The following is a 26,571-nucleotide window of genomic DNA, read 5'->3' on the forward strand; positions in this document are numbered from 1 at the left end:
ATTAATGATGTTTGCGGTTAAAAAGATCATTCAGAACGCTGTATCTGAAGTCGAAAATGTTTCTAAGCTTTTCTTTAACAAATAAACCATGAGCAGCCCTTCCAAGAACCCCCAACGGAAGTTCATAAAATACAGTATCTTTCATTAACACACCATTCTCATCCGGAATGAACTCATGAAAATGGTTCCAGTGCCTATAAGGTCCTTCTTTCTGAAAGTCTGTAAAGCTTCTGCCTTCTTTTACCTGGCTGATAATCGTTTTCCATTTCATCGGGATTCCCAATACCGGAGAGACGGTATAATCTATTTCCATTCCTTCAAAAATAGGCTCGTCCTGTATATCTGAAAGCACCACAAAATTCATACTTTTAGGCGTTATTTCAGATAAATTATGAGGAGAGGAAAAGAATTTCCATGCAGTCTCTATATCACAATTCAAATATTGTTCTCTATATAATCTGTACATCGTTATTTTTTTATTGATTTATAAATCCTAAAACAATCTTCCAAACAAATGAGTGATCAGAAATAAGCAGATTTGTATCTTATATAGCTTTTAAATGCTACCAATAATTTCTGTGAATTAGCAATCCTGATTCTTTGCTGCAAAATATGCTGGGAACTTGTTTTTTTTATTTTTTCAAATAATGACAGATAGTATCTGTATGCGAGATATACTCCAAACAGAGAAGAACCCGGCAGCTTCTTGATTCCCTGCAATGCTTCTCTGAATTCTTCTTCAATTTCTTTTTCAATCTGAGCTTTAACGGTATTATCAAAGACAGACATATTTAATGATGGAAAATAAGTCCTGCCCAAAATCTGGTAGTCTTCTTTCAGATCACGTAAAAAATTAACCTTTTGAAAAGCGGAACCCAGTTTCATAGCGAATGGTTTAAGCTTTTCAAATTGCTTCTTATCTCCTTCTGTAAATATCTGCAGGCACATAAGTCCTACTACTTCAGCAGAGCCGTAGATATATTCATTATAGAGATCTGAATTGTAATCTATTTTCTGCAGATCCATTTCCATGCTGTGCAGGAACTGATCGATCAATTGAATATTGATATCATACTGACGCACGGTTTCCTGAAACGAATGCAAGATAGGATTGAGTGATATTCTCTGCTCTAATGCATCATACGTTTCTGCTTTTAATCTTTTCAATAGCTTTTCTTTATCATATCCATGAAAGCTATCAACAATTTCATCCGCAAGGCGTACATACCCATAAACAGCATAAATGGCAGGTCTGATAGAAGGCTTCAGAGCCAATATTCCTAATGAAAAACTGGTACTGTATTTTTGAGTAGTGCACTTACTGACCTCGTAAGACAATTCATCAAACAACTTTTTCATATTATTTTATTTTAGTTTATTAACCTCTTGCGCTACAATCTTCCCGGAGATAACGGATGGAGGAACTCCGGGCCCGGGAACCGTTAACTGCCCGGTATAAAAAAGATTACTGATCTTTTTGTTTCTTATTTTAGGTTTCAGGACAGCAGTCTGCGATAAAGTATTGGACAGTCCGTATGCATTCCCCTCATAAGCATTATAATCCGAAATAAAATCACTTACACAATAGCTTCTTTTGTATTCAATTCTGGAAATAAGATCATTTTCTCCTGTATGCTTTTCGATTCTTTCAAGCATTTCCTTCAGGTATTTTTCTCTTACAGCTTCCTCATCGTGTATTCCTGGTGACAGAGGCAATAGTAAAAAGAGATTTTCACAGCCTTCCGGAGCTACACCGGGATCTGTTTTTGAAGGACAGCACGCATAAAAAAGGGGTTTCGAAGGCCATTTTTTATTGACATAAATACAGTCTATATGATTATCAAGTTCATTTTCAAAGAACAGGGTATGGTGTTTTAAATCAGAGATTTTCCCTTTGATTCCGAGGTAATAGATCAGGCATGAAGGAGCAAAGGTTTTTGTCTTCCAGTAGGCATCATTATAGTTCCTCAGAGATTTAGGAATTAGTGTTTCCGTATGGTGGTAATCTGATGAGGCAATAACTGCATCAAATTCATAGTCTTTATCACCAGCCGTTACTGACACTACTTTCCCAGCTTCTGTATTCAGCTTCTGAACATCCTGATTAAAATGAAAATTTACTCCCTGCTTTTCGGCTACGTCCTTCATGGCCATAACAAGCTGATAAAAACCTCCCATAGGGTATTTTGTTCCCAATACATATCCTCCATAATTCATAAGGCTGTAAAGTGCGGGAATATTACGGGGCGAAGCACCCAGAAATATCACCGGAAATTCCATCAGAGATCTGAGTTTCGGGTCAGAAAAATATCCTGAAACGTATTTCCTGAAATTACTTAAAAGATCAAGCTTCAATGCACTGCCCGCTATTTTTAATGAAGCAAATTCCAGCCAGCTGTAACAGGGCTTTGTCACAAAATCTTTCATCCCGACCTCATATTTAAACCGGGCAGACTGCATAAATTGATCATATTTTTTAGCCGATCCGGCCTCTGTTTTTTCAAATAGCTCACGGATATCTTCATTTTTTTCAGGAACTGAAATCTTTTCTTCTGAAAAAACCATCTCAAACTGAGGGTCTAAGGATACCAGTTTAAAATAATCAGCTGCTTTACAGTTGAAATCACTGAAAAAACCTTCGATAATATCAGGCATCCAATACCAGCTCGGCCCCATGTCAAACACATAGCCTTCTTCCGTTTTAAATTGCCTTGCACGTCCTCCCGGCTGATTATGTTTTTCAAAAACATGCACTTCATTTCCGGCCTTTGCCGCATAAGCAGCCGCAGAGAGCCCGGAGAACCCTGAACCTATTACCGCTATTCTTTTTCTTGATTTTTCAGTACTCATCGTCATTTTTTTAACAGTTGTTTAAAGACATTTTCACTACGCAATCAGTTTAACTTTTTATATACGGTGTTCAGCAGATCTCTTGTTTCCAGATTCATACGATAAAAAGAATCATGAAATTCATCCAATTTGGAAAGTACTGCAATGAGGAGCATTTGTTCAGCATGGGTAAGATTTCCTACAACAGCCCTGGAAGCCCTGCGGATTTCCTCCATATGTTCATCCAGTATCGCCAGCCCTTTTTCTGTTATCTGTATATTTTTTATCCTCTTATCTTTTGGGGAAACTGCCTGTTCAATCCAGCCATTATGGAGCAGGCGGTTGATAATAAGCATACCTGAAGATTTCTCGTGTACATTATGCTTTATCAATTGTATTTTTGGCATTGCTCCCATATTCTTCAAACTGATAAGATAAATGAAGTCATCCTGACTGGAAAAAACAGAACTGCCGACTGCCGATCTGGAATAAGACTTGGCATATCTGTTCATTCTGATCAGCAAAGTATTTATAATACTATCTGAACTTCTTCCTGATTCCTTCCCTATCCAGTCAGGATTTTCAAAGTCCTGCTGATGGGCAGCATTGATCCATTCTGTAAAACCATGAAGATCATTACTGTATTGAGCTTTACCTTCATTTTGTTCCATAAATTGCTGAACGAGTTCCACTACTGATTTTATAAGTTCAAAATTCATATCAAACAAATTAGTACACAAATATACTTATATAAGTTTATAAATAAACTATTTTTAATTATAAATTTGATTTTTCCCCTATTGAAGGGTATTGTAAGTGGCCTATAACAGAAATACAGACAACAGTTTATAAAAAAAACCTGTCTTCATGAAAGACAGGTTGACAATTATACACAGTTCAGTAATATACCTTTAGATTTTCATTATTATGATCCTGCTCATATCACTGCCGGGCTTAAATATCGAAATTTGATTAAATACAAACACCAAAATAAAATCCTATGAAAAAATTAGTTTTATCAATAGCAGCAGCCGGTTTTATGATTCTGGCCTGTAAAAAGAAGGACACAACAAGTAGTACCCCCGTTGCCGATTCAATCAACACGCAAAGAAATTATTCTGATACAGCATCTGCGGTCAGGGATACTCAAGACAATACAACGGGTAATGATAGTATTAATACAAAAAATCACGTTGGAGGAAGAAAAACGAGCAATAATAATACGGGTAATGGCACAGGCAATATCAATGCAGCAGTTTCAGACAGTGCGCACAATACGCAGGGAAGATCCGGCAATGTAAAAAAGTAGGTATTGGACCACAATAGCATTACAATATACAACCGATATAAAAACAAAAATTGCTATTTATATCGGTTGTATACTGTTCGTTATGGATGCTTTTATTATTAAAATATCGTTGAATAGCTTCGAATTGCAACATACATTTGGCAGTCAACAAATAAGGAAAAATAAAAAGGACAAACCATTAATAAAATGATTTGTCCTCATAAGTGACCCGGCTGGGATTCGAACCCAGGACCCATACATTAAAAGTGTATTGCTCTACCAGCTGAGCTACCGAGTCGGCCCTTACTTTTTCAAGTAAATCCCTTTCTGTAAGGGACTGCAAAGATAGAAACTTTTTCTTTATTTACAATACTTCCCGGACATTTTATACCTGTGATTCCGCTAACTTTTACAATATCAGACACAAAAATTTCACATGCCTGAAGAGGTTCTTACTATAAATTTCAAAAAAGAATCAAAAAGGCTTCAATAAAAAATTGAGAACTGCAGTGAATCCCTTTGTTACTCGTGGTCCGATTAACAAAACAATCTTATTTTCTTAAAATTTGAAACATCCTTATTATCAATAATTTGTTTTTGTCAAATAAATTCACTATATTGATACATGAAAAAAAATGAACGTCAGGACAATATAACACATGCTGGCAAAGTTAACGAAAGAACAAAAGCATTGGAGGTCCTTGAAAAAGCAAAAAAACTACAAGGAAAAATTACATTTCTCCGTCAGGGAGTAGGGAGAAACTTTAAACCCAAAAATGAAGAGTAAAGATATTGCTGATTTCAATGGCAATAGAACGAGAACAATCAAACGGGTCAGTTAATTCAAATTTATAATAACGCCCATTTGAAACATTATAGCAAACACTATAAATAAAAAACCTGCAAAAAATAATTTGCAGGTTTTTTTGTATTTTTCTGATGCTTTTATTTTTGCATCTTTAAGATTGTGACCCGGCTGGGATTCGAACCCAGGACCCATACATTAAAAGTGTATTGCTCTACCAGCTGAGCTACCGAGTCGGCCACTTACTTTTTCAAGTAAATCCCTTTGTTTAAGGGACTGCAAAGATAGGAAAACCCTCTTTAAATCCAAATTATTTGAAGCTTTTTTATCATAAAATTTGCATCAAAAAGGTCAAACACCTGTTTATAAATTAATTACGTTGTTATTTTTTTTAAATTCAAATTCCCAGCAATAATAGTAGCTGGCGGATAATATCATTTTTTGAGTAAAAAATTTATTTTGATAAATCAAAAAACAATAATATCTTAGCCACTAAGATAATTACAAAATAATTTAATTAATGACTAAAAATAATATACAGAAATTCCGTGAAGCCAGCAGAGCCTACTCTGATGCCTCAATCTTTATGCATGAAGCCATTGCCAGAAAAGCAGGACTTTCCAGCACAGATCATAAATATCTGGGACTTATTCTGCAATACGAATCCATAACAGCGGGTGAAATATCTAAGCTGACAGGTCTTACAACCGGCGCTGTTACGGGTTTAATTGACCGTCTGGAGAAAAAAGAACTTCTTAAAAGACAGTTCATTAAAGAAGACCGCAGAAAAGTAATGATCATCCCGAATACAGAAAACAGCATGAAATTACTCGGTCCTATTTTTGAAGAACTGCAGCAAAAAACCATGAAACTCGTTTCCACTTTTTCTAAAAAGGAAATAGAAACTATTGAACGTTATTTCAGGGAAGCTACCCTTCTTATGAAAGAAACAACAGATCATTTAAATACCCCATAAATCAATACAAGACCATGGAAAGTTTAACCGTTACTTATATAACCCGCGCAGAAATCTGGCTTTGCATTACAACATTACTTTATTTTCTTATGAACGGGGCACAGATTTTCGAAACGCTCCTCTTTGTACCCAAATGGGCTACTTCCCCACCCGATACATTGAAGCTGCTTCAGGACGGAAATGGAGTAAGCCTGAAGTTTTTTTGGATCATCCTTCACTCTTTGCATGAAATAACCTTTATCCTTGCGATTGCTTTTTGCTGGAAAATTGATCCGGTAAGGAACTGGCTTTTGATTTTACTCATTATTCACGCAGCTGTAAGAGCCTGGACATTAGCTTTTTTTGCTCCGAACATTATACAGTTTCAGAACCTAGCATCCGCCTCTTCTGTTTCACAGGAAATCATAACCAGAATTTCACTTTGGAAAACCCTTAACTATATTCGGGTTGCTGTTTATATTGCGGTGTCAATTGGTTTCATTCCTCTTTGTATTAAAGTACTCAGTTTTCGTCAGTAGACCACAATCTAAAATATAAATTTCGCCAATCTCTGATCGGCGAAATTTGCAAATCAACAGATTCTTGTTTACGCTAAGTTTTCAGATTTTACATTCTGATATTCAAAAATCTCTATAATAGTGTTCACCGTTTTCTGTCCGAGATGTTTTCCAACCAGATAAAGAGCGGCATCTATCCCGGCTGTGATACCTGCCGTAGTTATCAGGCTGCCCTGGTCAATATACCGTACATTCCGGATTACATTGGTTTCCGGATTATGCTGTTCAAGGGCATCCAATAACATATGATGCGTAGTAACATCATAATCAGCAAGCATTTCTGTCCCTGACAGAAGCATACTTCCGGTACATACCGTAAATACTACTGTTCCTGCATCATAATGATTTTCAACCCATTTCAGAACAGTTTCCCGAAAATCCCTGTCCTGAATATATTTCATAATGTATTCAGGATTTGCCCCCGGAACGACAATCATATCCGGTTGAGGACATGTATGGATATCGTAGGTAGGAATAAGAGCCATTGTGTTCGCCTCCATATATACCGGATCTTTTGTTTTCCCAACTGTAAAGCAATTGTAGCTGCCCGGTTCCAGGACATTCGCTTTAACAAAAACATCTAAAGGGCCATTTAAATCAAGTGCTTCCACCTGATCATAGATTAAAAATGCTACATTCATTGTCTTGCTGTTTGGTACGTGATTCATAATTTTATTATTTAAGATTATTATTTTCAGATCATGGCACAGGTCTTCCCTGCTGACAATTGATGATTGCCAGTTTTATGTAAAATCAATAAGAAAAAGCTATTATCCTGTAGTCTTGAATGCCTTCCTGTACTGTGCCGGAGAGAGGGAGATGTTTTTAAGAAATATGCGGCTGAGAGAAACAGCATTACTAAATCCGCATTTACCAGCTATCATATCGATGCTCATGTCAGTATATTCAAGCATATTTTTAGCCTGATCCAGCCTCATTTTTTCGAGAAATCTACCGGGAGTCATTCCGGACTCTTTTACAAATACCCTGGAAAAGTTACGGACACTCATGTTCAGGAACTCTGCCATATACTCCACCGTAATAGCTTCTCCCAGCTTATCTTTCAATAAATCACGGATTTGTTTTGTAAAAGGAGACATTATTTCATATTCCGGCAATGCATTTCCAAACTGAGACTGTGCTCCGGATCTTTTTAAATACAGGACGAGATGACGGGCAACTTCGGCCGCCAAAGGTTTTCCAAAGTCTTCTTCCAATAGAGCCAATGCAAGATCCATCCCTGAAGAAACACCTCCTGAAGTATAAATTGGCCTGTCACGGATAAAAAAAGGATTAATATTCACATCCAATTTTGGATAAGATTTCTGTAAAGTATCTGCGAACTTCCAGTGAGTAGTTACCTGTTTGCCATCCAGCAGACCAGCTTTGGCAAGGATGAACGCCCCTACACAGACAGATCCCATTCGTCTCACGCCGGGAGCTATATTTTGAAGGTAATGATAAATATCCGGATTGACCTCATCCAGCACATTCAACGTGGTACCTGCTACCAGTAAAGTGTCTACGGAAAAATCAATATCATAAATAGTATGGCTGCATGATAAAGGCATTCCTGAACCTGAATATATTATTTTTTCTGAAGTTCCGGATACCAGATACACATGATAACCGGAATCCTGTTTATCATTTAAAAAACGGTTTGCTGATGTAAAAACATCCCATGGTCCGGCAATATCAAGCAGCTGTACCTCCGGCAATGCTAAAAGCACTATATTTTTCATTGCTGTTTTTCGCCCTTCTTTCTTCATATCTCGTTCTGTATGAGTACAAATGTAGAGAGAAAGGATTTTGTCTGCAATGACAAAAAACATACAATTCCGGCCAGAAGTAATCATTATCCTTTATCAAAATAAAAGAGACTGCCTTATCAGACAGTCTCAGCACTCTACTATAAAATTAGCTGACAAGCTATACTTTTTCGATGATTAACATTAAAATTCTCTTTACGCAGGAGATAATCTGCGTGATTTTAAATAAAGAGCAGTGCGGTTAAGATATGGGAAAAGGAAAATCAATAACAATGAGGCGGCAAGAAGCCATACCATCATTTCATAATAATCCATCGCAAAACGGACATGATCCTGAACATTCATTCTGCCAATCAATAGCTTATTGGCAGCTTTAACAGCCTTATCTTCCGGCATTCCGCGAGCGATAAGCCTAGCAGTCTGCTGATGGAGAAAACTTTTAACTTCCGGATCGACAGCACTTAGATGATCCTGAAAGGCATTATAATGACGGCTTTTCTCAAACAGTTCAAAAAAATTGATCAGGGCAATACTGATACAAAATCCGAGATACCGTATTGCTAAGGCAGTTGCCGCAGCTGAAGGGCCAATGACTGCAGGAACTGACGAAATAATAAAGATAATCGTCGGAACCATAATCAATCCCACACCCAATCCCTGAATAAATAACGGGATATAGTAATTAAACTCATCAGCCTGAACATCAAAAGAATAATACATGACCGCATGAAAAATGAGCAGCATTAAAAAACCCGGTCCCCAGATATACCGTATATTTTTTTTCTGCAAAACCATACAGCAGGCAACAATGACTCCCATAACCAATCCTGCAAGATTGAAAATATTAATATAGGAAATATGAAATGGGTCCAGATGCAGCTCCGATGCAAAATAATTATTGACAATTCCTGAAGCAAACCTGCAGATATACATCACAAAAAGAATCAGCAGACCTACTTTAAAATTCCGGTATCTGAAAACACGCAGATCAATATAAGGCCTTTTAATAGCCTGCTGGCGAAATACTGATATTCCACCCAGGACAATAATTCCAATGACGCTTCCCAAAATCCTGTTATCCTCCAGCCAATAATATTCCTGCCCGAAAATGGTTATATATCCTATGAGCACCAGCATCGTACTGAACAGTCCAAAACTCTGCCAGTCGAGTTTATAGAGATGAAATCTTGCATGGGTTCTGTAGTTACTCATTGCCAGGGTGAGGAAAATAAGTCCCGGAAGATATGAGAAGATGGCTGTTTTATAGACGATATTAAAATTATACGAATCTATGAGGTCGGCGGTTATAAGGTTATTAAACGGCAAAGCACAAATTAAGATCCCGAAAAACACTGAAAAGCTGATCTCCCGGCCCCTTTCACTGCTCAGCCGGGTGAAAATAAGGGTTAGTGAAAGGTTTACATTCCCGGCAAATAACATTCCCTGCATGAAACGCACCGGAAACAGAATATAAATTTCATGGGTAGAATAACATACCAGACAGGCCAGAATTTGCAGTGTGGTAAAAAGAAGAAAATATTCTTTTGCAGCCAGAAAACTGAAAAATCGTCTTTCCAGGCTATAAAAACCTACATACCCTGCATAAAATAATGCTACCGAGAACTGAATGTCTGCCGGCTCGCTTCCGTAATATCCTGCTGCTGCATTCACATTGGCTAAAGGGAGAAAAAAGATAATAATTCCGGGAAGTGTCATTGAAAAAAGAATAATTTTCACCAGCCATTCCGGAGCCCATTTTTTGAAATAAGGCATCTGTCTTTTAGCCATTGGAATGCTTTTTATCAGCGTATACATTCACATTCATTCCTACTTTCAGAACATCAATCTGACTTCTTTGTCCATCTACTCTGATTCTTACAGGAATACGCTGTACAATTTTCACATAATTTCCGGTAGAGTTATCCGGTGGAAGCAATGAAAAACTTGAGCCTGTTGCAGGAGAAAGGGAAATAATCGTTCCCTGGAATTCTTTGTCCGGATAAGAATCTGCAACAATTTTCACATGATCACCGATATGCATATCCCTGATCTGGGTTTCTTTATAATTAGCCACTACCCATTTATCAGTTTCATTATTGACAATGAATGCCAGCGTTTCTCCGGCATCAATCATCTGGCCTACTTCTACGGTTCGTCGTCCCATTCTTCCATCATAAGCAGCGGTGACAGCTGTATAACTTACATCCAGTTTATGACGGTCCAGCAATGCTTCCAGTCTGGCAATTTCTGCCAAAACCACGGCTTTTTCTGTCCGAATATCATTAATCCTGGATACAGAAGCTGCATAATTATTCTGTGAAGATTTATAATCACTTTCGTTGACATCCAGTGTTGCTTTCACATCTTCAAGGCGCTGTTTGGTAGCAGATTCTTCATCATACAGTTTTTTATATCTGTTATAATCAAGCTGCTGTTTCCAGACTTTCGCTTTATTGGCATCCACCTGAGCCATCGCTGCGGCAGCTTCCTTTTCTGTAGTTCCTGTAGTACTTTCCAATACTCTCAGTTGGGCACGGGCTTTCTGAAGGGCTGCCTGAGTCTGCTTTTCCTGAAGGACATATTCACGGTTATCAATGATTAAAAGAGTATCGCCCTTTTTTACTTCCTGATTTTCCTCAAATTTTACGGCAACAATAAATCCTCCGGCTCTTGAAATAATAGGATTTACATATTCCTGAACCTGTGCATCATTGGTCTGCTCATAGGCATAATAATTTTTTAGGGTAAACCCGCCCCACACTGCAAGTGCAGCAACGATTACAACTGAAATCCATCCTGTGATCTTCGTGATCATTCTATCGGTGGGAGTGTATTTTTTTTTCATTGTTTTATAAAACGCCTGTAATATTTTGTAATAAATAATAATTGTTCTGTGCCATAATTTTAGCTGCTTCCAGTTCAAATTTTGTCTGAAGCAGCTGTATATCTGCATCCAGCAGTTCTGTAATAAGGGAAGTCTGGCTGAAGTAAGTATTTTTGATAATACGTGCATTTTCCTTTGCCTGAGCGACATTGGCTTCTGCCACTTTTATCTGTTCCAAAGCTTCCTGGTACCTTAAATAAGCTTCTTTCACCTGCTGTCTTACTTTATCTTCAGTATCCCTGTGCACTTCCTCTTCTTTTTCAAATTCAAGCTGGGCTGCCTTTACCTTATGGGTATTGTGGTAAAGGGAAGAGATGGAAAATGAAGCTTTAATTCCCACAATCCCCAATGAATACCAATACGGATTGTACGGATAAAGAAAAATCTGTGGATTGGCATAATAAAATTCGCCATACATCCCTATTTTAGGCCTTACATTCGCTTTTACCTGTTTCAGTTTGATGATACTCAGCGCTGTCTGCTGTTCAGAAACGTGGTAATCAAAAGAATGATCCAGTGCCAGTTTCAGGTATTCATCATATGTTGTATTTTCATTCCACTGATTAAACGGTGCTTCAGGGATAACGATCTGTTCATCAGGAATTCCAAGAATGATATTCAGTTTCTGCATGGCGATGAGAATATCATTTTCTATGGTCACCAGCGCCATTTTTCGTTTTGAAAGTTCAAGTTCAATTCTTAAAACATCACTTTTTAAAACCACTCCGTTTTTATAAAGAGTCTGTATTTCTTTCAGTTGTGTTTTCTGATCAGCAATATCCTGCTTGATAAGATCCCTGAAGATTAAGGTTTTCTGTAATTCCAGATAAAGTGATGCTGTTTTGTAGTGAATATCTGAAACGGACTGTTCTTTTTGGATATCCTTAATTTTCTGAAGCGTTTGATTTTCCTTAATCTTAAGATTCAGTTTGTTTCCGTTATAAATATTCAGATAAAAATCTGCTCCGGCTCTGTAAAGCGTATGGATAACTTCATGCTGGGTAGGTTTTGAAAAGATTCCGTTTTCATAGATAGGAATGTTGGAAGCTTTTTCTGCAGAACCTTTAACTTCTATTTCCGGAAGGCGCTCTCTTTTGGCGTCTTTTACTTCGGCTTCGGCAATGTCTACGTTGATGGTATTGATTCTGATATGGCGGCTGTTTTCTTCCGCTTTCTGCCATGCTTCCTTCAGGGAGAGTCGTATGGTATCCTTTGCTGGACTGCCGGTCTGCGCTGATACGATGGAGAAAACTCCAAACATCAGCAATCCGGCGACATAAATTTTCATTTGAATTTTTGAATTATTGCACTGCAAATTTATTGGCAATCCGGAAATTTTATTTATCTAAAATAGTCAACTTTTACATGATTCCAGCCAAATGATTATATTTGTATTTTCTTTGGGTTTTAAACTTTTTTATGGGATTAATTGCTGCGCTTCCTGATATTGATAAAGACGATAAAAGTGTATTTGTCATGCATGAAAAATCAGAAAAACTGATTCCTTTTCACAAACATACGAAAGGACAGCTGAGCTATGTGGAAGGGGGTATCGCCTATATTACGATTGACAACAGGACCTATGTGGTTCCGGCAAGGCATTTCTTCTGGATTCCGCAGGGAATGGAGCATATTTTAGAGATCGGACATACGGCAACGGTTTTGCGGTCTCTTTACTTCTATGCCCATGATGATATTTCAGATCCTTTCTACAGCAGACTGGGCATTTATCCGGCATCAGAACTCCTGATTCAGATGATCAAATATTCTGAAATATGGGATGAAAAGCATGTAACGGCAAAAGATGAAAACTTTGAATTTCTGGTAGCATTAAAAAAGATCCTTCCCAAAACCCATCAACAGCCATTACCTATTATTCTTCCTGCCACTCATAACAAACAGATGATGAAAATCGTATCTTATCTGGAATGGAATATCGGAGAAAAATTGACTCTGGCTAATGTAAGCAGTAAATTTGGTTTGAGTGAACGCTCTTTGTCCCGCCTGTTCAAAGCGGATATGGATATTTCTTTTCTGCAGTACCTGAAAACATTAAGAATTATTAAAGCAATTGAGTTACTTCTAAATACCGATAAACCTATCAATGAAATAGCGGATGACGTTGGATACAGCTCTATCAGTGCCTTTAGCGACACCTTCCATGAGTTTACCCAATCCAGACCTTCTGATTTAAGGAAGAGCAATAAAGCCATTCAGAATTTTACAGATTAAATTGGACACCCTGAATTAAATAAAAGCCTTTAAACATTATGCTTAAAGGCTTTATCACTGATTATTACTGTGTCACTTTCATCATCGCATTGGTAATCTCAATTTCTTTTTTTCTGGAATAGGTGGAATCAAAAGGTTCCATAACATTAAACAGATACTGATAAAAGGGAGCAATCTGGCGTACATTTTCAGACTCTTTTATTGCTTTTTCTTTACCCATCTGCTGCAGACCTTTTATGAAGATATTGAATTTTTTGTCGATAGGCTCCATTGCTTTTAAAAGATATGCATGTGCTTTTTCATTTTGCCCGAGCTTTTTGTAGCCTTCAGTAACAGCAGAAACCACCAATGCATATTCCATCGGTTTGGACCACATCTGTCTTTTGGCTGCTGCTTTAAATGAAGGAGTAAGACTTTGATAATAATCGTATTCTTCAAATATTCCTTTTTTGAGATTTTCTGCCAGCTGAAGCCCCTTTTGCTCCTGCCCTGCAACAATATATCCGGTAACCATGGCGCTCAGTGAACGTGGATCGTTGTATTTTTCAGCAGGAATTTCTTTTGCAGCAAGTTCCAGTAACTCGAGTGCTTTCGCTTTCTGCCCGCCTGCCACAAGTGCAGATACAGCTCTGCCCACCGACATTCTGTAGCCCAAAATATTTGACGTAGCTGTTTCATCATAATAAATACTCAGATCTTTAAAATTTCCCCATCTGAAATTTTTCACCACCTGATAAAGAGATTGGGCATCTACCCTTCCTTTATCTCCATCAGGTCCCTGAGGCGTATGAATGGGAACCAATCTGTAGCTGAAACCGTCAAACTGCAGATATTCATCCAGATAAAAAATATTTTCGCTTTCATACATTCCGCCTGAAGAGAAACTGATCGGGCGCTTCCAGTCGAAATTGGCCAGCATATCCAGCATCATCAGGTTACTTTTATAAAGCGTATTGGCTTCATAATTAATTGTAATCTGATCTACAGCTTTTGGAAGATCTGCCTCAGTAATGATTCCAGCTTTCACCGCATTTGCTTTATTTACCGGAAGAATAAATTTACTCACCGGAAGAATATTATATTTTTCATATTGTTGTTCGCCGAAGTACATTTTCAGCAATTCATCTTTTTCGGACGATTGTAATTTCAGAAATTTTATAGCCTCCTTCAGGGTCATGGAATCCTGAGTCAGGTATTTTCTGAACTCCTGGAAAGCCGTGTCCGGCGCTCCCTGTTCTTTCAGCATCTGGAAAAGCCCTTCCCAATCTTCTTTTTTCATCAGATACACCTGATCATTGACACCGTCTCTATATTCTTCATGGGTCAGCTCACCCGGAATTCCCATGGCATTGTAGGTTCTTCTTTTCACCTGATCAATATTCCATGGAGTGGCTAAAAGGGTAAAATTGACCGTTTTCACATCATCCCTGAATCTTTCTGTTTCCTGAATCGCCCACACCGGAAAAGTATCATTATCACCATAAATAAAAATGATATCATCTTTAGGCAATGACCGTAAAAATGAATAGGCATAATCGTGGGCTGCCGTTTTTTTGCTTCTGTCATGGGATGTATAATTCTGGAATCCCATCATAAAAGGAATTCCCAGCAATACAGCTCCCAGTATAATGTTGGCTGCATTGGATTTAATCTTAGACTGAATCAGCCAAAGGATGGCTCCGGCTCCCAGGCCGATCCACACGGCAAAGGCATAGAATGAACCTACCATGGCATAGTCTCTTTCCCGCACTTCAAACGGTTTTACTCCGGTATAGAAAACAATTCCCACACTGGTCAGAATAAACAGTGAAAGTATGGCATAAAATCTTCCAAAATCTCTGTTCAGCTGGAAAAAGAAACCAATCAGGCCCAGAATCAATGGTAAAAAGAAAAACTTTACGGTACTTTCGTTTTTAAATTGAGCAGGCATATGATCCTGATCACCCAACAGAGCATTATCAATAAAAGAAAATCCTGAAATCCAGTTTCCGTTGGTATTTTCCATATGTCCCTGAAGATCGTTCTGTCTTCCAACAAAATTCCACATCAGGTATCGCACAAAGTAATATCCATTCTGGAAAGAAATAAAATAATCCATATTCTGAGCGAAGGATGGACGTTGCACCTTCATAAGATCATAAGGCTTGACTTTCAGATAATCTTCTGCAGTGATAGAATCTCCTTCATATTTTGCTCTCAGTTCTTCAAAAATACGTTTAGCCTCAGGATTGTCTGCCACATCTTCATTATCGTAATTGAAGGTAAAATCAGGAGCTCCATACAATGAGATATAATTAGCCATCACTTCTTTATCTTCATTGAACATCCTTGGCATAAAGCTTATATGAGATTTATTAAAAACATAGTTGAATCTTTCTCCGGTTTTTCTGTAAGTTTCGGTCTTTTCATCTTTTTCATAAATATCTCCGGTGATGTCTCTTTTATAACTTCCGTCTTCCTCTTTTTCCAGCCCGTTTTTGTCGAGAAAAGCGGTATAATTCTGCCCGTAAATCGTAGGCCAGTCACCATATTGAACCCTGTTATAATAATCTCTCATTCCGATAGCCGTATCCGGATCATTAAGATTCATCGGCGGATTGGCATTGGCTCTTATCGGAATCACCAGCCAGCAGGAGAAACCAATGATCATGTAAACAAGGGATAAAACAACAGTCTGGTATACCTTCTTTTTGGTTTTTCCGGCATACTTAATTAAGAAATAACTTATTGCGGCCATAAGAACAAACGCCGCAATGGTCCCTGAATGGAAAGGAAGTCCTAAACCATTCACAAAGAAAATTTCAAGCTGTCCAAAGAGGGTCATAATCAAAGGGAAAATAATCTTGAACACGAAGGCAAGAATTCCCAAAGTAACAAGATTGGCTATGATAAAACTTTTCCACGAAAAGGTATAATTCCGGGCGTAATATACCAGACATATTGCCGGAAGAGCTAGCATACACATCATATGTACTCCTACGGAAAGCCCTGTGATAAAGAAAATAAGGATGATCCATCTCTCACTGTCAATAGCTTTATATTCATTTTCCCATTTCGTGATGAGCCATACCAGCAACGCAATAAACAGCGAAGCCATTGCATACACCTCACCTTCTACAGCCGAAAACCAAAAGGTATCTGAAAAGGTAAAGCATAAGGCACCGATAGCTCCGGCAAAAAGGATGGAGATTTCCTGATGTTTTGTAATCTCTTCAAAGTCTTTATGCAAAAGCCGTCTTAAAAAATGGGTGATCGTCCAGAACAGCAACAGAATGGTAAATGCACTGAATAACGCCGACATGGCATTGATCACCACAGCATAATTTTCAGTATTTCCCAATGCAAAAATACTCGCCACGGCTCCTATAATCTGGAATAAAGCGGCTCCCGGAGCATGAGTTACCTCCAGCTTTACAGCTGAAGAGATATATTCTCCGCAGTCCCAGAAACTCAAAGAATGTTCTATCGTTGAAAGATAAGTAATAAGCGCAATAGCGAAAAGGAACCATCCCAGTACGGTGTTCCATTTTTTAAAAGACCAGTTTTTCATATCATATTTTCCAATATGTATATGACAACTGGGGGAAAGGGTTTATTACATTTACCTTATTTTATTCTCAAACCACAAAAGTCATAAAAGTCTTGGCGTAGTTTAATTAAGTTTAAAAACATTGCTGCAAAAAGTTCATATAAGAAGAAGTAAAGCAAAGATTTCAAATAACTTAAGTGTACTTTAACACTCAAAATAGCAAGCTTAGAAACAAATTCAAAAACTTTTGTAACTTTTGCGGTTTAAAAGAATCTATATTTCCTAAATGGTAAAATTTTAATACGTATTATTCAATCCTCCATCCAAAGGAATACTTGTTCCGGTAAGATAATTTGAATATTCAGAAGCCAGAAAAGCCACGAGATGTCCATATTCCTCAGGCTGTCCGAATCTTTTCATCGGAATCTTATTTTCCCTCGCCTTTTTTATTTCTTCTTCAGCATTGCCACTTTGCTGAGCTTCATGAGCAACGAGTTTCTGAATTCTTTCAGTATCAAAATATCCTGTTAAGACATTATTTACCGTGATATTGTGTTGTGCAATTTCGTTGGAAAGCGTTTTGGCCCAAGCAATTACCGCAGAACGGATAGAATTGGACAAGGCCAGATTTCCGATCGGTTCTTTTACTGAAAGTGATGAAACATTGATGATACGCCCTTTTTTCTGTTGGATCATATGAGGCAAAGCCAGCAATGTCGTCTCACAAACGGTTTTAAAAAGAAGATCAAATGCTTTCTGATAATCATCTGTGTTTTTGTCAACTGCCAGGCCGGGTTCCGGGCCGTTGGTATTATTCACCAGAATATCTACCGAATGATTATTAAAATATCCCGCTATAATTTTCCTGTAACTTTCAAAATCCGAGAAGTCGGCTACCAGGTATTCATGTTTCTGATCAGGATTGATGACTGGCAGAGATGAAATAAAGTCTTTAAGTTTGGCTTCATTACGGGCCATAACCGTAACATTAGCACCGCATTTTGCCAGTTCTAAAGCAATCCCGGCGCCTATTCCCTGGGTTGCCCCTCCTACTAAAGCATTTTTTGAAAAGAGTTGAATATTCATAAGATCCTTGGATATTGTAATTGGTATAGATAAATGTAAGAAAAAACCTTCAGATTATATTTTGAAGGTTTAATTTAACTTCGTTACGGATATAAAACAACATTACAATGTAAACGGATACACATCACTTAATGTGGGATAAATAGTATTCAGGGCTTTATAAAACTCCTGACGAACCGGCTCAGTGATATGGTCATATTGATCAAAACAATGATCCAGCTGACGGATAATGAATGCCATTTGCAGCCATTCTTCAAAATTAATATGCATCGGTTTCAGCTTCCCGTCATCATCATGATCATAGAAAAAAACCTTCTGATCCCTGTCCAGAAACCATCGGTCACCTTGTCCGTTGCCAGCAAAACACCAGTACTCCGGCAAGTTAAATTCTTTATTTTCATTGACTGCATCCACTGAATTGTACAGAATGGTCTCAGAAGAGATTTCTGTTGTTTTTATTTGAGTAACCAACGTTTTATAGCTTTCAGAGAAAGGAAATACTATAACCTTTGGAAAATTCTGCACGGTGCTTTTTTCTTTAAGGATTTCAGTTTCTATTTCTGCAAGAGCAGGCAAGATAAAGGGAATCATCATTATTAAAAATTATGGCTTTTCGTTCAACAGTTCATCAATCTGCTTATAAAAGGAATCTTTGCTATAATCTGCCACTCCTGTATGCTGCATGCGGATTTCTCCTTTCTTGTCCAGTACTACTGTTGTAGGCAGAGAGCCGCTATACAATGCATCAGGTATATTTCCAGCCGGTGTAAGAAAAGGAACTGTAAAGCCTTTCTCTTTTAAATAAGATTTTCCCAGGCTGACATTATCATCCAGATTTACTGTAAGAAATACCATATCCGGATTATTTTTATACTGATCATACAGCTTCTGAACAGATGGAAATTCAGCCCTGCAGGGAGGGCACCACGATGCCCAGAAGTTAATGAAGACCACTTTATTCTGTAAAGCAGACCCGTCGATAATTGTTCCATCTTCTTTTTTCAGCATCAGCCCGGTATAGGAAACTTTGGCTGAAACATGCTGGCCTTCTTTTGATTCTGATATACTGGAATTAAGGATTCCGGTAGACGCTACCTGCCGCATGAGCCATGCCTTTGCATCTTTATTCACCAAAACGATAATAAATAATACGGTAAGTACTGCCGTAGAAGCATTTTTTCTTAACCAAATTTTCAGATTTTCCATATTCTTCCGCTTATTCCCAGCCAATATAAGGTTAATATTTTGATCAATATTCCTAAAAAGATAGTTTTTAATGTAAAAAAGCCTTTAAATTCTAAGATTTAAAGACTTTCCTCTCCATTTATTTTAGGTTAAGATCATAGTCATATTTTTTATAGCTAAATCCTGTTCAGCAATTTCTTTCTGAAAAAGAAAAGCAGTGAACTGAAAAATGTCAGATAGGCAATATTGAATATGGCACCTCCTACCCATCCTGAAAAAGGAAGCGGTAAAAGATTTTTTATAGGAATGATAAACAAAGTAAGGGCAAATGGTGTCAGCAGAGCCATCCACCCCGGCAATAGAGTTTTATTGAAAAGAATACAAACAGCAAAGGAAATCCATCCGACTGCCAATACACCAATAGCTGTTCCCCAGGCAATGTTAAGCATTTTCATAAAACCTCTTCCCGTCTCCAGAAGATAAGGGTGAGAGACAGAGTCTGTATGGTAAACTGCTTTATAAATCTCCCCAACATAGAAGAATCCGGCATGTCCTAAAGGTGATAAAACCGCCCCTGCCAGTAAGACCCAATACACAAAGACTGCATACCATTTTTGAGTGTCTTTGAAAAACTGATATACCAGCCACGTAGCAGGAAGCAGTAAAGGCCCCGTAAGAGCACCAATCAAAGCACCAAACATCAATCTCGGAGTGGAACCTTCCAGCATTAAAGTTGCAAATTCCAGATTTACCTGATCTGCATAGGTTTTTGAAAACAAAGGATAATCTGATGGATCCGGATCAAATCCGGCAACGTAAATATCACCAATAATCCAACATATTGACACCGCTATTGCTGCAGCAAAAGACCAGTTTATTTTACCTGAATATTTCATAATTTTTAATAATTAATTTGTATAAGATGCATATCGTTTCATTATTTCTTTCTTTTATTTAAAAGCAATTTAATTATTAAGAATGATTCTAAATAATTATTACCTTTGTGCAAACTTAGTCTAAACATTCAACAGAAAGGGTCTGTAAAACGGAATAAAAAGTCCGTAAAAAGGAAATTCAAACAAAGCAAAAGGAAATGACAGTACGGCTATATGATGAAAACTTTGGAAACATGCTTATAGAGCGGGATTATCCTTCCTCTTATTTCTTAGATGATGGAGGCATCCAGGAATGCATTACCCAGCTTACTCCTCCTTATGGAAATGGTTTTTATCACGAAATAAGCTTTACCCATGTCCACATCAGTTTTGGGAATATTGTATTGAATAAACCGCTTCAATTGTACCTTGAGAGTGATTTTGATTCGGTAGAAATGCATTTTACCCTGAAAGGAAAAAGCAAAGCCATTTCGGGTAACTTCCAAAAAACGATAATGTTTGACAGCTACCAGCACAATATTATTTATGCCCATCATATGGAAGGCAGGATGGAATTCGAAGGTCCGGAAATGTATGTATTCGAAATCAATCTTGCTCCTGAGTTCTTAAAAAAATTTCTACCTGAGTATTCAGGACTGTTTGAAATATTCAGAAATTCGATTGACAAGCAGAATTCATCTCTCATTCAGAGTGAGCATAACCGCATCACCCATGATATGTATCAGATTCTGAACGACATCATTCTTTGCAACAGAAAAGGGACTTTCAAACGAATTTATCTTGAAGCTAAAGTAAATGAACTTCTTCTGTTGCAGCTTGAACAGTTTTTTGACAGTGAATCCTCATCTTCTTCTCTTCAGAAAAAAGATATAGAGAAAATGTACGCTGTGAGGGATTATATTGTAAAAAACCTGAATGCAGATAGTTCTCTGAATGATCTTGCCCATCTGGTGGGAACCAACGAATTTACTTTAAAGAAAGGATTCAAAGAAATTTTCGGGACTACTGTTTTCGGATTCTGGAATGATCTCAAAATGGAGCAGGCCAAAAAAATGCTTCTCGACAGCGACCTGAATATCAGCGAAATTTCTGACCATATCGGCTATAAAAATCCGAGACATTTTTCATCAGCATTTAAACGAAAATTCAATATCCTGCCAAGCCGGCTCAGAAGCAGATAGCATCGTACAGTCTTGTAAAAGCTTATTTGTATTTTTTTAATTCCGGGTAATAATAAAAACTAAATAACAGTCGTTAATAATTTGTTTTTCAATAAAATCTACCAAAAAACAACAATAAATTAATATCCAATGCATAATACTGCTTTTTATCTGACAGTCCTCTTTTATCCTTGCCATTATCATTTCCTGAAGTCTGCTTTTCCCATGGATTTATTTCATAATTAATTTGTTACCTGTAACAAATCCCCTGTTCATCCAACTCATTGAACATCATCAAAACATTAACTCATAGACAAGAGATCTACTACTTTAAAATAAACTAATGCAAACATCCTTTCTAAAAATTACCGCTGCCACCGCTGCGCTCTGCTTCAGTACACTGGCAATGGCCCAACAAACGTATTCCGTAAGTGGAACCGTGAAAGACAAAAAAAACGGGGAATTGCTCATCGGAGTCTCTGTAAAAGTAAGCGAAGATCCCACCATTAATGTTGTTGCCAACGAATATGGATTTTATTCTCTTTCATTACCTGAAGGAAATTATACCCTGATTATTTCCTACCCGGGATATCAGGATTTTGAACAGAAGATCAATGTGGATCAAAATATAAAACTTGATCTTCCGCTGCTTCCATCAGAATCTGTAGAAAAAGCCATTGATGAGGTGGTGATAACGGGTATCAAAAAGGATAAAAACCTGACCTCAGCTCAAATGGGAGCAGAAACGTTAAGTATTAAAAATATAGAGAAACTTCCTGTACTTTTTGGTGAAAAAGATGTCATGAAAACCATACAGCTTTTACCCGGGATCAAAAGTAACGGTGAAGGAAGCAGCGGATTCAGTGTAAGAGGAGGTGCTACCGACCAAAACCTGATCCTGCTGGATGAAGCTCCTGTTTATAATGCTTCTCACCTTCTTGGTTTTTTCAGTACATTCAACAGTGACGCCCTGAAAGATGCCAGCATTATCAAAGGAAACAGCCCCGCACAATACGGAGGACGTCTTTCTTCTGTATTGGATGTTAAAATGAAGGACGGAAACAACAAAGATTATAACATCAACGGAGGAATCGGGCTTATCAGCAGCAGGCTGAGTGTGGAAGGGCCTATTCAAAAGGAAAAATCATCATTCATTGTTTCGGGAAGAAGAACGTATGCGGATCTTTTTCTTAAAGCTAATAAAGATTATAAGGACAACAAATTATATTTTTACGATCTGAACCTGAAAGCCAATTATCAGATCAACGAAAACAACCGTATTTACCTTTCCGGATATTTTGGAAGAGATGTTTTAGGATTGGGAGATACTTTCAATACAGACTGGGGAAATACGACAGCCACTTTGAGATGGAACAGCATCATCAGCAGTAAGCTATTCTCCAACACTTCATTTATTTACAGTAATTATGATTATAAAATCAGTCTGAAAAATGATGATACGGTATTTGATTTAAATTCAAAAATCCGTGACTGGAATCTTAAGCAGGATTTTACCTGGTTTGCCGGAAATAAGCATTCTGTACGTTTCGGTCTGCAGTCTATTTATCATACCCTTACTCCGAGCAGTGCCTCCGGTACTACGGTGAGCAGCTTTGCAAGAAATCCGAGATACTCGTGGGAAAATGCTGTTTACATCAATGATGATTATAAAGCAACGGAAAAGCTGACCATCAATTATGGAGCAAGGCTTTCCATGTTCAGTATACTGGGAGGTGATACTTTCAATACCTATGAAAACGGTGTGCTTACCGACAGTAAATTTTTAGAGAAAGGAAAATTCGGGAAGACCTATGTGAATATTGAACCGCGTATCAGCACCAACTACCGCATTAATGAAGTGAGCAGTGTGAAAGGAGGTTATTCCAGAAACACCCAGAATCTTCACCTCTTAAGCAACAGCAACAGTGGAAATCCTACCGATCAGTGGATAGGAAGCAGCTATACGGTAAAACCGGAAATCGCAGATCAGATCAGTTTAGGGTACAGCAGAAACTTCAACAACAATAATTATGAATTGAACGCTGAGGTTTATTACAAAGATATGAAAAATCAGATCGACTTTAAAAACGGGGCTCAGATTGGCTTTGACACGGGAGCCGACGTAGAAAGTGAACTATTATTCGGAAAAGGGAGAGCCTACGGTCTGGAACTCATTGCCAAAAAGAAAAGCGGAAAACTGACAGGATGGATCTCCTATACCCTTTCTAAAACAGAAAGAAAGATCAACGGAATCAATAATAATGAATGGTATAACGCCAGAATGGATAAAACCCATGATTTATCTGTCGTTGCAACGTATCAGCTTAATCCGAAATGGAGTTTTTCAGGGCTATTTGTATACAGTACCGGAAATGCAGTTACCTTCCCTACCGGAAAATATGAGCTGAACGGACAAACAGTCTTCCAGTACAGCAACAGAAATGCTGACAGAATGCCTGCATATCACAGAATGGATTTGAGTGCTACTTACGAACCAAGTTCCAATAAGCGGTTCCGTGGTTCATGGACATTTGGTATTTATAACCTGTATGGCAGAGAAAATGCTTATACAATCAATTTTGAAGACAATCCTGACCGCCCGGGAACAACACGTGCCATGCAGACCTCCTTATTCCGATGGGTCCCTAATATCACTTATAATTTCAAATTCTAACTCATGAAAAATACTTTTTATATCATAGTTTCCCTCTTTGCCTTAACCTCCTGTGAAAAGGAAATAGACCTGGATCTGAACGATCAGAGCGGGAATATTGTCATTGAAGGCAATGTAACCAATCAGTCAGGACCTTATACTATAAAAATCACAAAGTCCGTTGGGTTTTCAGAACCTAATCAGTATCCGGCAGTAACCGGAGCCCAGGTGGTTTTAAGCGATGATACAGGCCAGACTGAAACGCTTCACTATACAGGAAACGGAATGTATCAGACCACTACTTTTGTAGGTACGCCCGGCAGAACGTATACATTAAAAATACAGGCAGAAGGAAAACAATATACTGCTCAGAGTACAATGCCTGAGGTAGTATATTTTGACGGACTGGAACAGAGTTCTTTTAAATTTGGTGACAAGACTACCTATACTCTTTTACCACTCTTTACAGATCCAATGCCATTAGGAAACCGTTATCTTTTTAGTTTTACGATTAATGATCTGCCTAAAAAATACATGAATACTTTTTCAGACAATGTCAATAATGGCTTACCGAACCAACAGCCTCTGATTCTTCCCAATGACGATAACAAGGGCCGCGACCATGAAGTAGTGCCGGGAGACAAAATCCATGTGGAAATGCAGTCAATCGACACCAATGTATTTACTTACTACAGTGCATTGCTTCAGATTTCGGGCGGCAGCGGCGGAACTGCTACTCCAGCTAATCCTCCGAGTAATATCAGCAACGGAGCATTAGGCTATTTTTCAGCCCACACAACAGATACGGAAACTTTTGTGATCCAGCCTGTAACACCATAAATTTAAAAAGGATATTCCCAACAACGGAATATCCTTTTTTATTGTATTCTATCTGAATTTCCTTTTTAAAGCATAATACCGGTACAGGAACTTATCATACCTGATTACGCCAAAGAGCAATCCCGCAGTTACAAGCAGCGTTTTGAGCTGAATCATGCTATACACAAAACCACCAATCATACATCCTGCAAAAAAGCAGGCAATAATCACCAGTTTCAGGGCGATATTCTTTTTAAGCTGCCTCTTTTCATTTTCCCTTTCCTTAAAAAAAAGTTTTGAAAGCTCTATTCCCAGATCAGTAAATAAGCCCGTAAGATGAGTGGTTCTTACCACAGATTGTGATACTCTTGTTACCAGTGAGTTCTGAACGCCCATTGCAAAAAGCAAAAGCCCGGCAATTGCATAAGGAGATATTGAGATTTTCAATGTTTGGTCACCTGTTATTCCCACAAAACCTAAAATCAGAATTTCGGTGATCAAAGGAATGAGATGCGGGCGGAACATTTTGTGTCCGGACGAAAACTCAACCATAAAACTGGATGAAAATGCTCCTCCCAGAAAACATATAATAAAGATAAAATAAGTGAGTGCTTTGCTGTAATGATCGAGAAGAATTTCTTCAGAAAAGAAGGCAAAATGTCCGGTTATATTCGTAGTAAGCACTTTCACAGATAAAACACCTGCAATATTCACTATCCCTGCAACAAATGAAAGTACTGATGCAAGCTTAAGATTGTGAAAATAGGTTCTGTTTTTCCCTCTGTGTCTGAACATTTTAAATTTCTATAAGGGCTTTTCCTTCAGGAAAAGAACAACCGGATAAAATAAATAAGTAAAAAAAATAATTAGAAATGTCAGCGTCAAACTGTGAAAAACATGTCCGCTTAAATATTTATCCAGTGTTCTTTATAGATCTACTATTTCCCCTTTAACGTAAAATCCTATTTTTTAGTAATAAATGATTATTCTGAAAAGGCTTCCAGACCTCTATGAGATCCTCTGTTTCTTATTTCAGAATCAATTTCATTACTTTTGTAAAAGTAAATCGTTCAGGAAAAAAATCTTGTGATTTAGATCGGTTTAAAATGTGATTTAAGTTAAAAACTGAACGTACATCCAATATCCTGTATAGAAAAATTATGATCTCAAAATTTATTTTTAACAATCAGTATCTTTTTGATGAACTCCCTGAGTATGATAAAAATCTTCTTACAGGAGCTATGAAAACCAGGAACTATCGTAAAAATGAACCCATATTTACTGACGGAACGAAACCCAATGGCGTTTACTACCTGAACGAAGGTAAAATAAAGAAATACAAGGTAGATAATGACGGAAGGGAGCAGATTATTTACATTTACAGTTCCGGTGAATTTTTCGGATATTCTGCCATTCTGAGCAATGAATCTTACGGAGATACAACCTCAACCCTTGAAAATTCTGTGATCTCATTTATTTCAAAAGATAGTTTTCTGGATATTCTGAGCCAGTCATCAGTGCTTTCGAGGCTGCTGCTGAAATCTTTAAGCCATGAATTCAGCGTAATGGCGAACCTTATTGCAGTTTTATCCCACCGTACAGTCCGTGAAAGAGCGGCTCTCAGTTTACTGATTCTTCACGATAAGTATACATCAAATGACACACCTGACCATGAAGTATTCATTACCCTTTCCCGTGTGGATCTTGCCAATATGGTGGGAACAGCAAGAGAAACCTTAGCCCGTATCATCAATGATTTCAAGCAGGAAAAACTGATCAGATCTGAAGGAAGGAAAATCCAGATTACTGATATTAAGCGATTAATTCATATCGCTAATTTTTATTAATCATATTTGAGATTAAAGAGCTTGATTTCTACTGACAAGCTGTTGTCATAAACACC

At 37.8% G+C, this 26,571-nt stretch carries 24 protein-coding genes and 2 tRNA genes; 9 read left to right on the forward strand and 17 right to left on the reverse strand.

All coding sequences use genetic code 11. The features are described from left to right. Nucleotide 1: 1 nt before the first annotated feature. Genes LIV57_RS04475 through LIV57_RS04490 form a run of 4 tightly spaced genes read right to left on the reverse strand, consistent with a single transcriptional unit; the run spans nt 2 to nt 3,548 of the window. On the reverse strand, nt 2–466 hold the full coding sequence (locus LIV57_RS04475) for an SRPBCC family protein (RefSeq protein ID WP_227941606.1): 465 nt from the start codon (nt 464–466) through the stop codon (nt 2–4). Between the two features lie 56 nt (nt 467–522). Beyond that, nucleotides 523–1,359: a phytoene/squalene synthase family protein gene (locus LIV57_RS04480; RefSeq protein ID WP_227941607.1), complete on the reverse strand. Its 837-nt coding sequence runs from the start codon at nt 1,357–1,359 to the stop codon at nt 523–525. Between the two features lie 6 nt (nt 1,360–1,365). Then, nucleotides 1,366–2,850 carry a phytoene desaturase family protein gene (locus LIV57_RS04485; RefSeq protein WP_227941608.1) on the reverse strand — a complete coding sequence of 495 codons (1,485 nt, stop codon included), beginning with the start codon at nt 2,848–2,850 and terminating at the stop codon, nt 1,366–1,368. A gap of 44 nt (nt 2,851–2,894) precedes the next feature. Beyond that, nucleotides 2,895–3,548 (reverse strand): MarR family winged helix-turn-helix transcriptional regulator, encoded by a 654-nt coding sequence (locus tag LIV57_RS04490; RefSeq protein ID WP_227941609.1) that lies wholly within the window; start codon nt 3,546–3,548, stop codon nt 2,895–2,897. Between the two features lie 281 nt (nt 3,549–3,829). Here LIV57_RS04490 and LIV57_RS04495 point away from each other — a divergent pair, with 281 nt between their 5' ends. Next, nucleotides 3,830–4,138 (forward strand): hypothetical protein, encoded by a 309-nt coding sequence (locus LIV57_RS04495; RefSeq protein WP_227941610.1) that lies wholly within the window; start codon nt 3,830–3,832, stop codon nt 4,136–4,138. Nucleotides 4,139–4,342: 204 nt separating this feature from the next. Here LIV57_RS04495 and LIV57_RS04500 read toward each other — a convergent pair. Further along, nucleotides 4,343–4,415: transfer RNA gene (locus tag LIV57_RS04500), tRNA-Lys, on the reverse strand. Between the two features lie 327 nt (nt 4,416–4,742). Between LIV57_RS04500 and LIV57_RS04505 the strand changes: the two genes are divergently transcribed. Next, nucleotides 4,743–4,904: a hypothetical protein gene (locus LIV57_RS04505; RefSeq protein WP_227941611.1), complete on the forward strand. Its 162-nt coding sequence runs from the start codon at nt 4,743–4,745 to the stop codon at nt 4,902–4,904. 181 nt (nt 4,905–5,085) lie between these two features. On the opposite strand, the gene LIV57_RS04510 is transcribed toward LIV57_RS04505, so the two are convergent. Beyond that, nucleotides 5,086–5,158 (reverse strand) — tRNA-Lys (locus LIV57_RS04510). Nucleotides 5,159–5,442: 284 nt separating this feature from the next. Here LIV57_RS04510 and LIV57_RS04515 point away from each other — a divergent pair. Beyond that, entirely contained in the window at nt 5,443–5,898 is a 456-nt protein-coding gene (locus LIV57_RS04515; RefSeq protein WP_227941612.1) for a MarR family winged helix-turn-helix transcriptional regulator, read from the forward strand. Between the two features lie 14 nt (nt 5,899–5,912). Continuing rightward, nucleotides 5,913–6,416: a transposase gene (locus LIV57_RS04520; protein ID WP_227941613.1), complete on the forward strand. Its 504-nt coding sequence runs from the start codon at nt 5,913–5,915 to the stop codon at nt 6,414–6,416. Nucleotides 6,417–6,484: 68 nt separating this feature from the next. On the opposite strand, the gene LIV57_RS04525 is transcribed toward LIV57_RS04520, so the two are convergent. The 5 genes from LIV57_RS04525 to LIV57_RS04545 all read right to left on the reverse strand — a co-directional run bounded on the left by LIV57_RS04525 (nt 6,485) and on the right by LIV57_RS04545 (nt 12,396). Beyond that, nucleotides 6,485–7,123, reverse strand: coding sequence for a DJ-1/PfpI family protein (locus LIV57_RS04525; protein ID WP_227941614.1), 639 nt, complete (start codon nt 7,121–7,123; stop codon nt 6,485–6,487). A gap of 102 nt (nt 7,124–7,225) precedes the next feature. Beyond that, nucleotides 7,226–8,224 (reverse strand): GlxA family transcriptional regulator, encoded by a 999-nt coding sequence (locus LIV57_RS04530; protein WP_227941615.1) that lies wholly within the window; start codon nt 8,222–8,224, stop codon nt 7,226–7,228. A 195-nt stretch (nt 8,225–8,419) separates the two neighbouring features. Next, a complete protein-coding gene (locus LIV57_RS04535) occupies nt 8,420–10,012 on the reverse strand; it encodes a beta-carotene 15,15'-monooxygenase (protein ID WP_227941616.1) in 1,593 nt (530 codons plus the stop codon). Further along, nucleotides 10,005–11,069: an HlyD family secretion protein gene (locus tag LIV57_RS04540; RefSeq protein ID WP_227941617.1), complete on the reverse strand. Its 1,065-nt coding sequence runs from the start codon at nt 11,067–11,069 to the stop codon at nt 10,005–10,007. Before LIV57_RS04540 ends, LIV57_RS04535 begins: the two co-directional genes overlap by 8 nt. A 4-nt stretch (nt 11,070–11,073) precedes the next feature. Beyond that, a complete protein-coding gene (locus LIV57_RS04545; RefSeq protein WP_227941618.1) occupies nt 11,074–12,396 on the reverse strand; it encodes a TolC family protein in 1,323 nt (440 codons plus the stop codon). 131 nt (nt 12,397–12,527) lie between these two features. Here LIV57_RS04545 and LIV57_RS04550 point away from each other — a divergent pair, with 131 nt between their 5' ends. After that, nucleotides 12,528–13,340, forward strand: a complete 813-nt coding sequence (locus tag LIV57_RS04550; RefSeq protein WP_227941619.1) for a helix-turn-helix domain-containing protein — start codon at nt 12,528–12,530, stop codon at nt 13,338–13,340. 64 nt (nt 13,341–13,404) lie between these two features. Here LIV57_RS04550 and LIV57_RS04555 read toward each other — a convergent pair whose 3' ends face one another. The 5 genes from LIV57_RS04555 to LIV57_RS04575 form a co-directional block, all read right to left on the reverse strand. Then, nucleotides 13,405–16,890 carry a DUF2723 domain-containing protein gene (locus tag LIV57_RS04555; protein ID WP_227941620.1) on the reverse strand — a complete coding sequence of 1,162 codons (3,486 nt, stop codon included), beginning with the start codon at nt 16,888–16,890 and terminating at the stop codon, nt 13,405–13,407. A gap of 276 nt (nt 16,891–17,166) precedes the next feature. Then, nucleotides 17,167–17,955, reverse strand: coding sequence for an SDR family oxidoreductase (locus LIV57_RS04560; protein ID WP_227941621.1), 789 nt, complete (start codon nt 17,953–17,955; stop codon nt 17,167–17,169). 102 nt (nt 17,956–18,057) lie between these two features. Next, nucleotides 18,058–18,549, reverse strand: a complete 492-nt coding sequence (locus tag LIV57_RS04565) for an SMI1/KNR4 family protein (RefSeq protein WP_227941622.1) — start codon at nt 18,547–18,549, stop codon at nt 18,058–18,060. A gap of 9 nt (nt 18,550–18,558) precedes the next feature. Continuing rightward, nucleotides 18,559–19,161: a TlpA family protein disulfide reductase gene (locus LIV57_RS04570; RefSeq protein ID WP_227941623.1), complete on the reverse strand. Its 603-nt coding sequence runs from the start codon at nt 19,159–19,161 to the stop codon at nt 18,559–18,561. Nucleotides 19,162–19,316: 155 nt separating this feature from the next. Beyond that, nucleotides 19,317–20,036, reverse strand: coding sequence for a DUF6796 family protein (locus LIV57_RS04575; RefSeq protein WP_227941624.1), 720 nt, complete (start codon nt 20,034–20,036; stop codon nt 19,317–19,319). A 197-nt stretch (nt 20,037–20,233) separates the two neighbouring features. Between LIV57_RS04575 and LIV57_RS04580 the strand changes: the two genes are divergently transcribed. From LIV57_RS04580 to LIV57_RS04590, 3 genes are all read left to right on the forward strand, one after another. Continuing rightward, on the forward strand, nt 20,234–21,217 hold the full coding sequence (locus LIV57_RS04580) for a helix-turn-helix transcriptional regulator (protein WP_227941625.1): 984 nt from the start codon (nt 20,234–20,236) through the stop codon (nt 21,215–21,217). A gap of 322 nt (nt 21,218–21,539) precedes the next feature. Continuing rightward, nucleotides 21,540–23,870: a TonB-dependent receptor gene (locus LIV57_RS04585; RefSeq protein ID WP_227941626.1), complete on the forward strand. Its 2,331-nt coding sequence runs from the start codon at nt 21,540–21,542 to the stop codon at nt 23,868–23,870. Nucleotides 23,871–23,873: 3 nt separating this feature from the next. Continuing rightward, nucleotides 23,874–24,689, forward strand: a complete 816-nt coding sequence (locus LIV57_RS04590) for a DUF4249 domain-containing protein (RefSeq protein ID WP_227941627.1) — start codon at nt 23,874–23,876, stop codon at nt 24,687–24,689. 48 nt (nt 24,690–24,737) lie between these two features. Here the strand turns inward: LIV57_RS04590 and LIV57_RS04595 are convergent, their stop codons facing one another. After that, nucleotides 24,738–25,463, reverse strand: a complete 726-nt coding sequence (locus tag LIV57_RS04595) for a YoaK family protein (protein WP_227941628.1) — start codon at nt 25,461–25,463, stop codon at nt 24,738–24,740. A gap of 365 nt (nt 25,464–25,828) precedes the next feature. On the opposite strand from LIV57_RS04595, the gene LIV57_RS04600 reads away from it, so the two are divergent. Beyond that, nucleotides 25,829–26,515, forward strand: coding sequence for a Crp/Fnr family transcriptional regulator (locus LIV57_RS04600; protein WP_202843153.1), 687 nt, complete (start codon nt 25,829–25,831; stop codon nt 26,513–26,515). Nucleotides 26,516–26,571: the final 56 nt, after the last annotated feature.

The organism is Chryseobacterium sp. X308 (assembly GCF_020733145.1).
Classification (GTDB): Bacteria; Bacteroidota; Bacteroidia; order Flavobacteriales; family Weeksellaceae; genus Chryseobacterium; species Chryseobacterium cupriresistens.